Raw genomic sequence first — 15,051 nt, 5'->3', positions numbered from 1 at the left:
GCCGCGACATTTGCATAGAGCTGGACCACCCCCCGCCCACCGGCCGAAAGGGCGAGGTTGACAAAATATTCGGGGTTATTGATGTACTGGGCCGCCGTCACCGCCGGCGCCACCGCGGAAGCCGCGGTGGCGGGAGCAGCCTCGGTCGCCGCAGGCGCTTCGGCCGCGGGCGGGGTTTCGACCGGCGGCGCGGGCATTTCCATTGGCGGCGCGGGCTGCGCCGTTTCGGGCATCGGGTTCGGCGCGGGCGGCGCCTCCTGTGCAACGGCCGAAGCCGCGAGACCGAATGCCATCGCCGTAAGAATCATGGGGCGGAAAGAAAATTTCATGCTGGATCGGCCTCTGTCAGAAAATCGGATTTTGCGCCCCGTTGGCGCGCCCTAGCGGGAAAAAGCTGAACGCTCAATGATCGGTATCAGCGCTCGCCCTGGAGCAGCCCGCGTTCGGCGATACGCGCCACGACGGCATCGCGCACTGATGGCGTCACGAACTTATGGATGTCGCCGCCGAAGATCGCGATTTCCTTGACCAGCCGCGACGCGATGGGCTGCAGGCCGACATCGGCCATCAGGAACACCGTCTCGATCCGGTCGTTCAGTTGCTGGTTCATCCCCGCCATCTGATATTCATATTCGAAGTCGGCGACAGCCCGCAGCCCGCGGACGATCATCCCAGCGCCCTCGCGTTCGGCAAAATCCATCAGCAGCGAGTTGAAGCCGACGACGCGAATATCGCCGCCCAGCCTCGCGACTTCGCTGCGGACCATCTCGATCCGCTCATCATCGTCGAATAATGGCGATTTGGTGATGTTGGTGGTCACCCCGATCACCAGCCGGTCGACCAGTTTCGCGCCGCGGCGGATGATGTCCATATGCCCCAGTGTGATCGGGTCAAACGTTCCGGGATATACCCCAATACGCATCAACGGTCCCTTTCCACCACATAGCGGGCGATGGCGCGCAGCAGCGTCGCCTCGTCGCCAAAGCTCGCCAGATGCCCGATCGCCTGGTCGACCAAAGCGGTTGCCTGCCCGCGCGCGCGTTCGAGCCCCATCAGCGTCACGAAGGTGCCCTTGCCCGCGGCTTCATCCTTGTGCAGCGCCTTGCCCGCCAGCGCTTCGTCACCCTCGACATCCATAATGTCGTCGGCGATCTGGAACGCGAGCCCGATGTCGCGCGCATAGGCGCGCAGCGCGGTCCGCCCCTCGGGCGGGATGCGCGCCAGGATCGCCCCGGCCTCGACCGAAAAGGCGATCAGCGCGCCGGTCTTGAGCTGCTGCAGCCGCGTCACCGTCGGCAGGTCGAAATTCGCCGTCTCAGCGGCGAGGTCCATCATCTGGCCGCCCGCCATGCCCGCCGGACCTGCGGCGCGCGCCAGTTCAGAGCAGAGTTCGCCGCGCACGAACGGATCGCTGCTCGTCGCCGGATCGCAGAGCCATTCGAACGCCAGCGCGTGGAGTGAATCGCCCGCGAGCACGGCGGTAGCCTCGTCGAATGCCTTGTGCACCGTCGGCTTGCCGCGGCGCAGATCGTCATCGTCCATGCAAGGCAAATCGTCGTGAATCAGCGAATAGACATGCATCGCCTCGACCGCCGCACCGACGCGCAGGCTGAGGCCGCGATCGACATGGAACAGATCGCCCGCGGCGCGGACGAGCAGCGGACGCAGCCGCTTGCCGCCCGCGATCGCGGCGTGGCGCATTGCTTCGTACAGCGGGGCGCGCGGATCTTTGGGGACGGGCAGCAGCTGGTCGAACAGCGCGTCGATGTCCGCCATCACCTCGGCCTGGGTCCTCAGCAGCAACCGCGTTCCACTCGAAATATCTTCGCTCGCCGACGCCATGACCGCTCAGCTTTCGCCGAAGGGAGTGGTTCCCGTCGGTCGCCCATCGGCGCCCAGGCTCACTTGCTCGATCCGCGCCTGCGCCGCGGCGAGCCGCGCCTCGCAATGCCCACGCAGCGCATGGCCGCGTTCATAGAGCGCCACCGATTCCTCCAGGCTGACATCGCCGCTTTCGAGCCGACGGACGATCGTTTCGAGCTCGCCCATCGCGGCCTCGAATGAAAGCGCGGTGATGGCAGGATCGGGGGCGGGCGCGGCAGCGGTCTCGGGGGTGTCCGTCATCGCCATGCTTTGGCCCTTTCGCCCCCCAATGGTCAAGTGCGGTCAAGCTTGACGTCATACTGTGTGCGCCTAGGCTGGTGTCATGCCTTCGGCCCCGACAATCTTCGGACGGTCGCCATGAAAGTCCCGCCATGACCCTGCAAACCGTCGCCGCCTACTTCGCCACCGCCATCATCTTCGGCATTCTCGACGCGATCTGGCTCCGCACGATGCTGCTCAAAGTCTATCGTCCCGAAATCGGCGCGCTGCTGATGGACGGCTGGCGCCCCGCCCCGGCGCTGATCTTCTACGCGCTCTACATGCTCGGCATCCAGATTTTCGCCGTCGCGCCCGCGCTGGCGGCGGGCAAATGGCAGGTCGCGGCGCAGTGGGGGGCGATGTTCGGCTTTTTCTGTTACATGACCTATGACCTGACCAACCATGCGACGATGAAGGTCTGGTCGACCAAAGTCACATTGCTCGACATCGCTTGGGGGACGCTGGCGACAGGCTTTGCCGCGGGCGCCGCGGCGTGGCTCGTGCTGACGCTGCTGCCGCGCCCCGCGTAGCCCCCCGTCACTTTCGACAATCACGATTCCGCTTTTTGCAATTGCTGCGCAGCGCGCGGCCAATCATGCTGCATTGCACAAGAGAGAGGGGCGTAAAGGCAAGTTTTGTTTTGATAAAAAAGGACTTGCATCATGAAAAAGATCATTCTCCCCGTTTTGGCAATGTTCGCCGCCGCTCCCGCCATCGCCCATGCCGAAGAGACCGCAACGCAGCGATTCGAGCATAAGGGCAGCAGCTACAGCTATACCGTGACGCAGGTCGGCGACGTTCGCGTCATCAATGGCGTCGAGGAAAGCACCGGCAAACCCTTCACCTTGCGCGTCGGCCAGCACCGCGTCCGCGGGACCGTCGGATCGCAGCAGGTCAGCTTTCCGCTGCGCGACGTCGAGCCGCTCGCCAAGCCCGTAACCACCCTCGCCTCGCGCTGACCCCGTCCGACCGCAGACCCCGTGGTGCTTTTCGCATCATGGGGTCTGTTCGTTTTGCGCCTACATCGCTAAAGGCGCGCCATGACTCAGACTGCAACCGCGCCCGCCTCCGTCATCACCCCTCAGGTCGTCGCCGACCATGGCTTGTCGCCCGAGGAATATGAGCGCGTACTGCACGCGATCGGGCGCGAGCCGAACCTGGTCGAACTCGGCATTTTCTCGGTCATGTGGTCTGAGCATTGCAGCTACAAAAGCTCGCGCCTGCACCTCAAGAAACTGCCGACCGAAGCGCCGTGGGTGATCTGCGGCCCCGGCGAAAATGCCGGCGTCATCGACATCGGCGAAGGCGCAAGCGGCAAGAAGCTCGCCGCGATCTTCAAGATGGAGAGCCACAATCACCCGTCATACATCGAACCCTATCAGGGCGCGGCGACCGGGGTCGGCGGCATTCTGCGCGACGTTTTCACCATGGGCGCGCGCCCGGTCGCGAACCTCAATGCGCTGCGCTTCGGCCGCCCCGACCACCCGAAGATGAAGCATCTCATCTCGGGCGTCGTCCACGGCATCGGCGGTTACGGCAATTGCGTCGGCGTCCCCACGGTCGGCGGCGAGGTCAATTTCCACAAGGCGTATGACGGCAATATCCTGGTCAACGCGATGACCGTCGGCGTCGCTGAGCAGGACAAGATCTTTTATTCGGCGGCGAGCGGCGTCGGCAATCCGATCGTCTATGTCGGCTCCAAGACCGGCCGCGACGGCATCCACGGCGCGACGATGGCGTCGGCCGACTTCGGCGAGGACGCCGAGGAAAAGCGCCCGACGGTGCAGGTCGGTGATCCTTTCACCGAAAAATTGCTGATAGAGGCGTGCCTCGAATTGATGGCGTCCGATGCGATCGTCGCGATACAGGACATGGGCGCCGCGGGCCTGACCAGCTCGTCGGTCGAAATGGCGTCGAAGGGCGGCGTCGGCCTCCACCTCAAGATGGACGACGTGCCGCAGCGCGAAACCGGCATGACGGCCTATGAGATGATGCTGTCTGAATCGCAGGAACGCATGTTGATGGTGTTGAAGCCGGGTCGCGAGGATTTCGCCGCCGCGATCTTCCACAAATGGGAGCTCGACTTCGCGGTCATCGGCACCGTCACCGACACCGGCCGCATGGTGCTCGAACATCATGGCGAGATCGTCTGCGACATCCCGCTTGCGCCGCTCGCCGACGACGCGCCGCTCTATGACCGCCCGCATGTGCCGACCCCCAAGCAGGCGCCGCTGACGAACGTCCCCGAGACAAAGGACGTCGCCGCCGACCTCAAGACCTTGATGGGCACCCCCGATATCGCCAGCCGCCGCTGGATTTGGGAGCAATATGACAGCCAGGTCGGCGCCGACACGGTACAGACCGGCGGCGACGCCGCGCTCGTCCGCATCCACGGCACCAACCGCGCGCTTGCGATGTCGACCGACTGCACTCCGCGCTATTGCTACGCCGACCCCGTCGAGGGCGGCAAGCAGGCAGTCGCCGAAACCTGGCGCAACATCACCGCGGTCGGCGCGACGCCGCTCGCGATCACCAACTGCCTCAACTTCGCCAACCCGCAGCGCCCCGAAATCATGGGCCAGATCGTCGGCTGCCTCGACGGTATGGCACAGGCGTGCCGCGCGCTCGACTATCCGATCGTCTCGGGCAACGTCAGCCTCTATAACGAGAGCAAGGCGACCGGCGGCGGCAGCGCGATCCTGCCCACCCCCGCGATCGGCGGCGTCGGCGTGATCGAGGATCTGAACAAGGCGGTCGGGATCGGCTTCAAGCGCACCGGCGACATCGTGCTCGCGGTCGGCGAACGCGCCGGCCATCTCGGCCAGTCAATCTGGCTGCGCGAAATCCACGGCCGCGAAGAAGGCCCGCCGCCCGAAGTGAACCTCCGCTGCGAAAAGCGCACCGGCGATTTCATCCGCCATGCGATCAACGCCGGCTGGATTACCGCCTGCCACGACGTGTCCGACGGCGGCATCGCGGTGACCCTCGCCGAAATGGCGCTGAAATCGAACATCGGCGTGCTCGTCAGCGAAGAACAGCCGTTCGGCATCGCCGAGAGCTTCTTCGGCGAGGATCAGGGGCTTTATCTGGTCACCGTCTGCGACACCTGTCTCGCCGACTTCCTCGACGCCGCCGGCCGCGCCGACGTGCCGGTCGATCCGATTGGGCGCACGATCAAGGACCGCATCCTGTTCGAGCTAGAGGGCAGCGACCATCAGGTGACGCTTGCAGCACTGCGCGAGGCGCATGAGGGCTTCTTCCCGACGCTCATGGGGGTCGACGCGGCGCTGGCCTAAGCAGCGCGGCGCTACCTTATCCGTCATTGCGAGCGTAGCGAAGCAATCCAGAGCGGTGTACGCCTACTCTGGATTGCTTCGCTGCGCTGGCAATGACGAAGTGTTATTTGTCCAGAGGGGAAAGGCCCATGACCATCCATATCGGCATCGGCGGCTGGACCTTCGAACCATGGCGCGGAACTTTCTATCCGCCCAAGCATCTGCAAAAGCGCGAGCTCGAATATGCTGGCCAACATCTGACCGGCATCGAGATCAACGGCACTTATTATGGTAGGCAAAAGCCAGAGAGCTTCGCGAATTGGGCGGCGTCGGTCCCCGATGGCTTCAAGTTCAGCGTCAAGGCGTCACGCTTCACAACCAACCGCAAGGTCCTCGCCGACGGCGCCGGATCGATCGAGAAGTTCCTCACGCAAGGACTCACCCGCCTCGGCGACCGGCTCGGTCCGATCCATTGGCAGTTCATGGCGACGAAGAAGTTCGACCGCGACGATTTCGCGGGCTTCCTCGACCTGCTTCCCGACAGTCAGGACGGCCTGAAGCTGCGCCACGCGATCGAGGTGCGCGACGAAAGTTTCCGCGATCCGGCGTTCATCGCCATGCTGCGCGAGCGCAACATGGCGGTCGTCTTTGCCGACAGCGACGAATTTCCCTGCATCGACGAACAGACCGCTGACTTCACCTACGCGCGGCTCCAGCGGTCGCAGGAGAACGTCGAAACGGGCTATGACAACAATACGCTCGACCATTGGGCCGATCAAGCCCGCGATTGGGCGAAAGGCGACCGCGACGTCTACATCTTCTTCATAGCGGGCGCGAAGGTTCGTAACCCGGCTGCGGCGCAGGCGCTGATCGCGAAGCTAAGATAAACCCTCCCTGTCGCGCAGCGATGGGGAGGATTGGGTTCAGGCCGCCACCGCCTGCCGCGACGCCAGGAAGTTATACGGATCGATCCCACGGCTGCGGTAGGCGCGGTGCGCTTCGTGATACAGCGTCGGTTCGCCAATCCCCAGCCGCGCGCGCGCGGCATCTATCGGCTCGGCGAGCAGCGCGCGGATGTCCTGTTCGATGATCGCCTTCGCCGCCTTGCCATGGCGCTGACCCTGACGGATCGCACCGAACACCGGGGCATCGGCTTTCACGCCGCGCTTCACTTCATAACCGCCGGCATAGGCGATGAAGAAATTGCCGTAGTTGCCCGTCTGGCCATAGGTGAAGCCCAGCACGCATTGTTCACCGAGCGCGTCGCGGCCATAACCGGTCAGGATATGAAACAGGTCGTGCGTGTCGCGCAGGCGATTGGCATACCATTGGACCTGATCGTCGAATTTGGGGCGGCCCATTTTTTCGGCTTCGGCGACAAGTCCCGCGGCCGACAGGCCCTCGCGGCGCATGAAGGTGACATAGGCGTGTCCCACGGTTCCTTCGGGCAGCGCATCGATCCAGCTATGATCGTCGAGCAGGGCGGGCAGATAGGGTTCGCTTGCCATCAACTGGCGGCCCTTATCGCTTTCGACGAAGGCGCGAGCGTCATCCATGAACCCCTTGCGCGGCAGGCTTTCAAAGATGTGGAACACCTGTTCGGTATCTTCCTTGTCCTTGATGAGCTTGCGGAAATGCGACAGCGCCTTGAATGGGCGAAAGGTCGGCATTTTGCGCTCGGGGTGGGAGAAGATAGTCGGGGTCATGGCTGCTCTCGTGCGAATCTGGAGATAATGGTCAGTTAGCACTACTGACATATATGTCAATAGTGCGTTAATCGCTGGACCAACGCCACGCTCAACTGTTATAATGTCATAATACAGTGGGGGCGACACATGACCGACGACAACGGCGACAGAACCGAACGGCTGATCATCCTCGACGCCATGCGCGGCTTTGCCGTGATGGGTATCTTGACGATGAACATCGTTGCCTTTGCAATGCCAGAAATGGCTTATGTGTCGCCGCGCGCCTATGGCGGCGAAACGGCGTCCGACATCACGGCCTGGGCGTTCGGTTTCATCCTGTTCGACGGCAAGATGCGCGGACTCTTCTCGATCCTGTTCGGCGCCAGCATGCTTTTGATCATCGACCGCGCCGAAGCCGCGGGACGAGAGCCGCGATCGATCCATTATCGCCGCATGGCGTGGCTCGCCATATTCGGCCTGTGCCATTATTATTTCATCTGGTGGGGTGACATCCTGTTTCTCTACGCCGCGGTTGGCTGCATCGCCTTTCGCTTCCGCAAGTGGGAGGCGCGTCGACTGATCAAATGGGCGCTCGGCCTGTTCACGCTCGGCGTCGTCTTGACGTCGCTGTTCTTCGGTGCCCAGCTGGCGGTCGCCAGCGCCGCCGACGATCCGGCATCGCCGATGGCCGAGGCAGGTCAGAGCGTGCGCGAAGAATATGCCAGGATCGATGGCGAGGTTACCGCCGAATTGGCGCTGTTTCGCGGTCCCTATCTGCCAATCCTCGATGAGCGGCTGGACAATGCCGTCAATCCGCTGGTCATGGTGGTGATGTCGTTTCTGGAAACGCTGCCGCTGATGCTGCTCGGCATGGCGCTGTTCCGCAATGGCTTCCTGGCCGGGACCTGGAGCACCCGTGACTATCGGCGGATCGCGCTGCGCTGGCTGCCGCCGGGGCTGGCGTTGACCGCCCTGGTCGGCTGGCTCCAATGGCGCGCCGATTTCGACTATATCGTCGCGGTCAACGCCTTCCTAGCCTGGGCAGCACCGGGCCGACTGATGATGACGATCGCTTATGCCGCCTTGCTGGTGCTGGCGATCCGCCGCGCCGAGGGCAGCGCGCTGATAGCGCGCGTCGCGGCGGCAGGACGGGCGGCCTTTTCCAATTATCTGGGGACCAGCATCGTGATGACGACGGTCTTTTACGGCTATGGGCTGGGGCTGTTCGGCGATGTCGGTCGCTGGACGCTCTACCTGATGTGCCTGGCCATGTGGGCGCTCATGCTGCTGTGGTCAAAGCCTTGGCTCGACCGCTTTCGCTACGGACCGCTCGAATGGTTGTGGCGCAGCCTCGCGCGCGGTGCGGTTCAGCCGATGCGGAAAGCGCCGTCCGCTCAGTAACCGACCGCGCGGCCGAACCCGGCCGGGCGGCGCTGGACCAGCGGATTGGCTTCGCGCTCGAGCGCACCCAGCGTTTCGTCGAACAACTGCCGCAGTTCGACGACGCGCGGCAGATATTCTTCGGGGCTGATCTGGCTTTCGACGCAGTGGCGCGCGAACATTTCGATGTCTTCGGCGACCGCACCGAGTTTTTCACCGCCGAACTGGCGCGCTTCGCTTTTCAGCGTGTGCGCGGGCATGACGAGGCCGCGCGCATCGCGTGCGCGCATCGCCTCTTCGATCGCCGCCACCGACTTGGTGCCGTCTTCGCGAAAATAGCCCAAAATCCGCACAAACGCGGCGCCCAGCTGGGTGCGCGTGGCGCGGAATTCATCCCAATCGACCAAGATTTCGTCCAATTTATTGTCCCTTGGTGTGCAAAGTCGGTCGTGGTCCCGCCCGACACATGCCCAAATTGGGTAAAAAAGACGTTACGACGTCGGGCGCTTCTCAGCAAAGCCGCCCCAATTTGGTTCAGCGGCGGCGCACGCGCCAACGCTCTGCGTCATCCGTCGCCGTTTCCGGCTCGACCCGCCAGTCATGCTCATCCGCGAGCGCCGCCACTTCGCGCCCCGCCTGCGGATCGTCGGCAATCAATAGCACATCGGCGGCATCGCGCATCGCGCGAGCCAGCCGCAGCGCGGGCCAGGGGCAGCGCATCCCGCGTGCGTCGACGACCAGCGTCGCCCCCTCATTCGTCATAAGGATTGCGCGAATTGCGGAAGTTGAGCCGCACCGGCACGCCCTGGAACCCGAGTTCCTTGCGCATGCCGTTGACCAGATAGCGTTCGTAGCTGCCCGGCAGGCTGTCGGTGCGCGTCCCGAACACAACGAAGGTCGGCGGCCGCGTGCGCGCCTGCGTGATGTAACGCAGCTTGATGCGCTTGCCGCCGGGGGCGGGGGGCGGATTGGCATCGACCGCGCGTTCGAACCAGCGATTGAGCGCCGAGGTTGAGACGCGGTTGGTCCAGATCGCGCGCTGCTCGAACGCAACGCGGACCAGCGTGTCGATCCCCTTGCCCGTCGCACCCGAAATCGTGAGCACCGGCACGCCCTTGACCTGACTGAGCCCGTCCTCGAGCGCGGCGCGAACGCCGTTGAACAGCGACGACGGCTCTTCGGCGACATCCCATTTGTTGAGCGCGACGACCAACGCGCGGCCTTCCTGCAAAACCCGATCGGCGATGTGCAGATCCTGCGATTCCAGCCCCTTGGTCGCGTCGAGCAACAGCACGACGACTTCGGCAAAATCGACCGCGTGCAGCGCATCGGCGACAGACATTTTCTCCAGCTTGTCCTGCACCTTGGCGCGCTTGCGCATCCCCGCGGTGTCGAACAGCTGAATCTCGTGTACCTCGCCGTCGTCTTCCCATTGCCAGTCGACGCGGATCGAATCGCGGGTGATCCCGGCCTCGGGTCCGGTGATCAGCCGGTCTTCGCCGATCATCCGGTTGATCAGCGTCGATTTGCCCGCGTTCGGGCGGCCAACAATTGCCAGCTTCATCGGGCCAAGCGGCGCGTCCTCGTCATCCGAAGCCGCGGCGACTTCTTTTTCGATCTCGTCGAACGGCTCGACGATCGGGCGCAACAGGTCGAACAGGTCGACCATGCCGTCGCCATGCTCGGCGCTGAGCGCGACCGGATTGTCGAAGCCGAGCGAATAGGATTCCATCAGGCCGTTTTCGCCCTGCTTGCCCTCGGCCTTGTTGACCACCAGGATGATCGGCGTGTCCTCGCTGCGCAGCCAGCGCGCGATTTCCTCGTCGAGCGGGACGACCCCGGCGCGGCCGTCGATCATGAACAGCGCGGCATCGGCCTGGCGCACCGCCTTTTCGGTCTGGACGCGCATCCGACCGGGCAAAGTCGCGGCGTCCTGATCTTCGAAACCGGCGGTATCGACGATGCGAAATTCCAGCCCGAGCAGATTGGCGTCGCCTTCGCGGCGGTCGCGGGTCACCCCGGGCTGGTCGTCAACCAGCGCCAACCGCTTGCCGACCAGACGGTTGAACAGCGTCGATTTGCCCACATTCGGGCGGCCAACAATGGCTATCGTCGCGAATCGCGACATGTCACTTAATCCCTGTATCTGTCCGGGCCGCCCCGGCCCGGACGCTTGTCAGCGCCAGGCCGTGATCTGCCCGTCGTCTGCCAAAATATACAAAATATTGTTCGCCACCACCGGCGTCTGCGACAGCGGCGATTTGAATTCGGTCGAGCCAAGCAGCGACCCATCGGTCGGCGAATATTCCGCCATGATCCCCTCGCTGTTGACCGCGATCAGGCGGCCACCCGCCAGGATCGGACCGCTCCAGCGGATCGGATCCTTTTTCTTCTTTTCGGTTTCGATACGAAAACGCGAAAGCTGCTGAAGCCAACGCACCTTGCCCGACGTGCGCGCTACGCACAGCAATTTGCCGTCGTCGGTCATCGCATAGACCCACTCACCAACCACATAGGGCGTCGAAATCCCGGCGATCGAGATTTCCCACGTGCGCTGCCCGGTGAGCAGTTCATAGCTCGCCATGCGGCCGCCCTGGCCCAGCGCGAAAACGCGGCCATTGTCGACTACCGGATCGGCATCGACATCGGTGAGCGTCGACACCGACAGTGCCATCGACGTGCGCGCCAGCGCGTCTTCCCACAGGTCGCGGCCGTTTTCATACCGATAAGCCTGAACCTCGCCCGACGAGAAGCCGGCAACGATTGTCCCCTGCCCCGCCGCGGGCGATGCCGCGCCGAACACGCTGCCAGCTTCAAGCGACGCGGTCGCTTGCCACAACACGCCGCCGTTGGCGGCGTTAAGCGCGACGATCTGGTTGTCCTGGGTGATCACGTAAACACCGCCAAAGGCAATCGTTGGGGCGCCGCGCAGCGGCCCGGCGGGCTTGACCTTCCAAACTACCGATCCGTCGGCGACATTGAGCGCCGCGACATCGCCCGCGCCGCTCGTCGCATAGACCACGTTGCCGTCGACCCCGGCGCCGCCGCCGAACAGCGAATCCTTGAAATCCTTGCCGGTGCTGCCGATTGCAGTGCGCCACAGCGGCGCGCCGGTGTCGGCAGCGAGCGCAGTGACAACGGCATCGGTGCCGACGGCGAACAGGCGGTTGTCGGCGATCACCGGCGACGCAGCGAGCCGCTGCTTGTTGGTGCTACCGGCGATATTCGCCTGCCACAGCTGGCTGCGCGTCGCGCCCAGCGCCGGGTGGCCCATCGATTTTGCGGCGTTGCCGCCCGACTGCGCCCACGCCGCGTTGACCGCGGGTTCGGGCAGCACGACCGCGATAGCCGCGGTGGCCGGATCGACCTTGATGCTGGCATCGTTCGACAGGATCGACACGCGATCGCCGATCGTCGGCGTCTTCGGACCGCCGTCGCCTTTGAACACACCGCAACCCGCGAGCGGCAGCGCGAGCATCGCCGCATAGATTCCGTAACGCGTCTTCCGCATATTAATTGGCTTCCTCAACTGGGGCGGCTGCCGCTGCTTGCGGCGCGGCATTGCCTTTTTGGTCCTTCGCAGCGCTTTCGGCCGCGCGATCGGTGACGGCATCGACGCCGAGCATGCCCGCCATCTGCACCGAGCGCGATTGCAGCGATTTGGCGACGCCGGGCAGCTTGGCGATGCGGCCGTAAAGCGCGCCGGCCTGGTCATATTGGCCAAGCTGATAATGGGCGGTGGCCGACAGTTCGGCGGCGCTGGCGAACCAGCTCGACACCGGATCCTTGGCATCGACCAGCGGCTTCATGCGCGCAATCACCGCTTCGGGTTTCAGGCTGTCATATTCGAAGGCGGTCTGGCGGATCAGCGCCAGATCGCGCAGCGCCTGATCCAGTTTGGTGTCGGCAGCGACCTTCGCCATCAGCGCGGCAGCGGCCTTCAGATCGCCGCCTTGCGCCTTGATGTTCGCCTGCTGCATGACGGCGACGGCGCGATAAGCAGGATCGCCCCCGGCCGCGATTTTTTCGAGTTCGGTGGCAGCGGCGCGGGGCTGGTTCGTCGATAGTTTCTCGAACGAAGCGATCAGCTCCTCGGCCTGTTCACCGCGCGCGATGTCCTGACGATGGTTCCAGTACAGATAGCCGCCGAACGCCAGCAAGGCAACGAGCACGCCGCCGATGATCCAGCGGCCATAGCGCTGCATGACGGTGTCGAGACGATCCTTGCGGACGGCTTCGTCAACTTCCTGCAACAGCGCGGCATCGTTGGTCGGGCTCAGGGCCAATCAAACCTCCATTTATCGTTCAGGGCTTTGGGCATAGATCCCACCGCGGCTTCCTTAGCGACGGCGCGGAAAAAGGCCAAGCGATTCACTTGGCCTCGATCCTTGCCAGACGCTCGCGTCAGCCAGCGTAGATCTGATCCTCGGTCGGGAATGAACGAGACCTGACCTGTTCGGCATATTCCCGAACCGCGCCGTCGACGACGCCGGCCATGTCTTGGTAGCGCTTCACGAATTTGGGGACGCGTTCGAACATGCCCAGCATGTCCTCGGTCACCAGCACCTGGCCGTCGCATTGCGCCGATGCGCCGATGCCGATGGTCGGGCAGGCAACCTTGTTGGTGACCTCAATCGCGATCGATTCGAGTACGCCCTCGATCACCAGCGAAAACGCACCCGCCTGCGCGACCGCCACCGAATCCTCGACGATCGACCGTGCCTCTTCCTTGCTCTTGCCGCGCACGCCATAGCCGCCAAGGATATTCACCGCCTGCGGCGTCAGCCCGACGTGGCCCATCACCGGGATGCCGCGCTGGGTCAGAAATTCGATCGTCGGCGCGAGCGCGCGACCGCCCTCCAGCTTCACTGCCGCGGCGCCCGTTTCCTTGAGCAATTGCGCGGCGTTGGTGAACGCCTGTTCGGGGCTCGCTTCATAGCTGCCGAATGGCATATCGACGATAACCGCGGCATGATAGCTGCCGCGCACCACCGCGGCGCCGTGCAGCGCCATCATCTCCATCGTGACACCGACCGTGTGCGGCAGGCCGTAAATCACCTGCCCCAGCGAATCGCCGACGAGCAGCATGTCGCAATGCGGGTCGAGCAGCTGCGCCATGCGGACAGTGTAGGCGGTCAGCATCACGATCGGCTCGCCGCCCTTGCGCTGGCGGATGCGCGGCACCGTCAGGCGCTTCATCGGCTGCGGCGTCGGGTTCGCGCGGCTGGTCGAGGTGTCGAAGGTGAGCGTTTTGGGCAGGGTGGACATGGGGCGCGGGCTTAGCGGTTAAAGTGGCGGCGCGAAAGCGGCAAAGGCTGTTCATGTTATCCATGATTGACTAACTGTTAAGAATACTAGACATAAAGTTCGAATCACATGACATGGAGTTCGACATGACGTTCCGCGAGAAAATTCACTGGGTGGCTTTTGTCACTATGCTCGTCGCCTTTGGCTGGTACTTCCTTGCCTTTCCGTGGCGCATTGCGGCTTCGCCTGCGGCGCTGTGGACCGCGGGCGGGATGCTGATCCCGCTGACGCTGGGGATCATCGTCGCCATGACGGTAGCGACCGTCATATTGGCGATCCGCAACCGCAAAGAAGTGCATCTTGCCGAGGATGAGCGCGACCGAGCGATCCACTGGCGCGGCACCCATCTCGCCTATTATCCGATGGTGGTCGGCACCTGGGCATGCATCGGGCTGATCTTCACCGGCGCGGCCCCCGCGATCCTGCTCAATCTTCTGCTCGCGATGGTCGTGGTGTGCGAACTGCTGCGGATCGGCTCGCAGATCTGGCTCTATCGGCGCCATTGATGCGCCGGTCGGACCCTTCAACGCACAGGAATTAACGATGACTTATAAGGAAAAGGCCAGTTGGCTGATGCTGGTGGCGATGGTGCTGGCATATAGCCTCTATTTCGGGCTGATCCTCGCGGGGCATCCCGCCAGTACGTCACTGTTCGCCATGCTATGGCTGTTCGGCACCATCGCGGCAACGCAGGCGATGGTCGTGATCATCGGCTGCATCTGGCTGGCGATTGAGGCGCGCAAGCTGCCACGCGCGCGGATCGACGAGCGCGACCGGGCGATCGCGGCGCGTGGCACCGCCATATCTTATTATGTCCTGCTGACCGCGATGATCGTCGTCGGGGTCGTGATGCCGTTCACCGAACCCGCGATCAAGATCGTCAACACCGCGCTGTTCGGCATCGTGCTGGCCGAACTCGTTGGGCTGATCGTCGTCGTAACCAGCTATCGCCGAGGCTGGCATGGCTAAACTCCCCTTCAGCAACAATATTCGCACCCTGCGCTTTCTGGCGGGCGAAATGACGCAGGGCGACCTTGGCGACCGCGTCGGCGTGACGCGGCAAACGATCGCCGCGATCGAACAGGGCAAATATTCGCCGTCGCTCGAGGTCGCTTTCCGTATCGCGCACGCGTTCGGCAAGCCGCTGGAAGCGGTGTTCCAATGGGAGACCGGCAGCGATTGAAGACAGCGCGGCCGCGCGGCGGGGGGCCCCCCCCCCCCCCCCCGGCGGGGGGGGGGGGGGGGGGGGGGGGGGGGGG

At 63.9% G+C, this 15,051-nt stretch carries 18 protein-coding genes and 1 pseudogene; 8 read left to right on the top strand and 11 right to left on the bottom strand.

Features of this window, described 5'->3' with window-relative positions; genetic code table 11:
* From K0M74_RS01215 to K0M74_RS01200, 4 genes and pseudogenes are all read right to left on the bottom strand, one after another.
* Positions 1-293: pseudogene (locus K0M74_RS01215) on the bottom strand (hypothetical protein); the annotation flags it as partial.
* Between the two features lie 122 nt (positions 294-415).
* Positions 416-922 carry a pantetheine-phosphate adenylyltransferase gene (gene coaD / locus K0M74_RS01210; protein WP_293967100.1) on the bottom strand — a complete coding sequence of 169 codons (507 nt, stop codon included), beginning with the start codon at positions 920-922 and terminating at the stop codon, positions 416-418.
* Positions 922-1,842, bottom strand: a complete 921-nt coding sequence (locus K0M74_RS01205) for a polyprenyl synthetase family protein (protein WP_293967098.1) — start codon at positions 1,840-1,842, stop codon at positions 922-924. Before K0M74_RS01205 ends, coaD begins: the two co-directional genes overlap by 1 nt.
* A gap of 6 nt (positions 1,843-1,848) precedes the next feature.
* A complete protein-coding gene (locus K0M74_RS01200) occupies positions 1,849-2,124 on the bottom strand; it encodes an exodeoxyribonuclease VII small subunit (RefSeq protein WP_293967097.1) in 276 nt (91 codons plus the stop codon).
* A gap of 131 nt (positions 2,125-2,255) precedes the next feature.
* Between K0M74_RS01200 and K0M74_RS01195 the strand changes: the two genes are divergently transcribed.
* From K0M74_RS01195 to K0M74_RS01180, 4 genes are all read left to right on the top strand, one after another.
* Positions 2,256-2,672 carry a DUF2177 family protein gene (locus K0M74_RS01195; protein WP_293967095.1) on the top strand — a complete coding sequence of 139 codons (417 nt, stop codon included), beginning with the start codon at positions 2,256-2,258 and terminating at the stop codon, positions 2,670-2,672.
* Positions 2,673-2,804: 132 nt separating this feature from the next.
* Positions 2,805-3,101 carry a hypothetical protein gene (locus K0M74_RS01190; protein WP_293967093.1) on the top strand — a complete coding sequence of 99 codons (297 nt, stop codon included), beginning with the start codon at positions 2,805-2,807 and terminating at the stop codon, positions 3,099-3,101.
* Between the two features lie 81 nt (positions 3,102-3,182).
* Positions 3,183-5,438 carry a phosphoribosylformylglycinamidine synthase subunit PurL gene (purL, locus tag K0M74_RS01185; RefSeq protein WP_293967092.1) on the top strand — a complete coding sequence of 752 codons (2,256 nt, stop codon included), beginning with the start codon at positions 3,183-3,185 and terminating at the stop codon, positions 5,436-5,438.
* Positions 5,439-5,566: 128 nt separating this feature from the next.
* Entirely contained in the window at positions 5,567-6,304 is a 738-nt protein-coding gene (locus K0M74_RS01180; protein WP_293967090.1) for a DUF72 domain-containing protein, read from the top strand.
* A gap of 36 nt (positions 6,305-6,340) precedes the next feature.
* On the opposite strand, the gene K0M74_RS01175 is transcribed toward K0M74_RS01180, so the two are convergent.
* Entirely contained in the window at positions 6,341-7,123 is a 783-nt protein-coding gene (locus tag K0M74_RS01175; protein WP_293967088.1) for a Coq4 family protein, read from the bottom strand.
* 129 nt (positions 7,124-7,252) lie between these two features.
* On the opposite strand from K0M74_RS01175, the gene K0M74_RS01170 reads away from it, so the two are divergent.
* Complete coding sequence (locus K0M74_RS01170; RefSeq protein WP_293967086.1) at positions 7,253-8,506, top strand: DUF418 domain-containing protein; 1,254 nt, start codon at positions 7,253-7,255, stop codon at positions 8,504-8,506.
* Here the strand turns inward: K0M74_RS01170 and K0M74_RS01165 are convergent.
* The 6 genes from K0M74_RS01165 to panB form a co-directional block, all read right to left on the bottom strand.
* The gene (locus tag K0M74_RS01165; RefSeq protein WP_293967084.1) at positions 8,500-8,904 is read right to left on the bottom strand and encodes an Hpt domain-containing protein; all 405 of its coding nucleotides are present in this window, start codon (positions 8,902-8,904) and stop codon (positions 8,500-8,502) included. The genes K0M74_RS01170 and K0M74_RS01165 overlap by 7 nt on opposite strands.
* 115 nt (positions 8,905-9,019) lie before the next feature.
* Positions 9,020-9,247 carry a sulfurtransferase TusA family protein gene (locus K0M74_RS01160; protein WP_293967082.1) on the bottom strand — a complete coding sequence of 76 codons (228 nt, stop codon included), beginning with the start codon at positions 9,245-9,247 and terminating at the stop codon, positions 9,020-9,022.
* The gene (gene der, locus K0M74_RS01155) at positions 9,237-10,613 is read right to left on the bottom strand and encodes a ribosome biogenesis GTPase Der (protein WP_293967080.1); all 1,377 of its coding nucleotides are present in this window, start codon (positions 10,611-10,613) and stop codon (positions 9,237-9,239) included. Before der ends, K0M74_RS01160 begins: the two co-directional genes overlap by 11 nt.
* 48 nt (positions 10,614-10,661) lie before the next feature.
* On the bottom strand, positions 10,662-11,996 hold the full coding sequence (locus K0M74_RS01150) for a PQQ-binding-like beta-propeller repeat protein (RefSeq protein WP_293967078.1): 1,335 nt from the start codon (positions 11,994-11,996) through the stop codon (positions 10,662-10,664).
* A gap of 1 nt (position 11,997) precedes the next feature.
* A complete protein-coding gene (locus tag K0M74_RS01145; RefSeq protein WP_293967076.1) occupies positions 11,998-12,771 on the bottom strand; it encodes a tetratricopeptide repeat protein in 774 nt (257 codons plus the stop codon).
* 118 nt (positions 12,772-12,889) lie between these two features.
* Positions 12,890-13,753, bottom strand: a complete 864-nt coding sequence (gene panB, locus K0M74_RS01140) for a 3-methyl-2-oxobutanoate hydroxymethyltransferase (RefSeq protein ID WP_293967074.1) — start codon at positions 13,751-13,753, stop codon at positions 12,890-12,892.
* Positions 13,754-13,878: 125 nt separating this feature from the next.
* Between panB and K0M74_RS01135 the strand changes: the two genes are divergently transcribed.
* Genes K0M74_RS01135 through K0M74_RS01125 form a run of 3 tightly spaced genes read left to right on the top strand, consistent with a single transcriptional unit; the run spans position 13,879 to position 14,975 of the window.
* Complete coding sequence (locus tag K0M74_RS01135; RefSeq protein ID WP_293967073.1) at positions 13,879-14,298, top strand: hypothetical protein; 420 nt, start codon at positions 13,879-13,881, stop codon at positions 14,296-14,298.
* Positions 14,299-14,335: 37 nt separating this feature from the next.
* Positions 14,336-14,761 carry a hypothetical protein gene (locus tag K0M74_RS01130; RefSeq protein ID WP_293967071.1) on the top strand — a complete coding sequence of 142 codons (426 nt, stop codon included), beginning with the start codon at positions 14,336-14,338 and terminating at the stop codon, positions 14,759-14,761.
* Entirely contained in the window at positions 14,754-14,975 is a 222-nt protein-coding gene (locus tag K0M74_RS01125) for a helix-turn-helix transcriptional regulator (RefSeq protein ID WP_293967070.1), read from the top strand. Before K0M74_RS01130 ends, K0M74_RS01125 begins: the two co-directional genes overlap by 8 nt.
* The last annotated feature ends 76 nt before the right edge of the window (positions 14,976-15,051 follow it).

Origin of the sequence: Sphingopyxis sp., from assembly GCF_019459305.1 — a bacterium.
In the GTDB taxonomy this organism is placed as follows: Bacteria; Pseudomonadota; Alphaproteobacteria; order Sphingomonadales; family Sphingomonadaceae; genus Sphingopyxis.
This window is presented reverse-complemented; position numbering and strand designations above follow the sequence as displayed.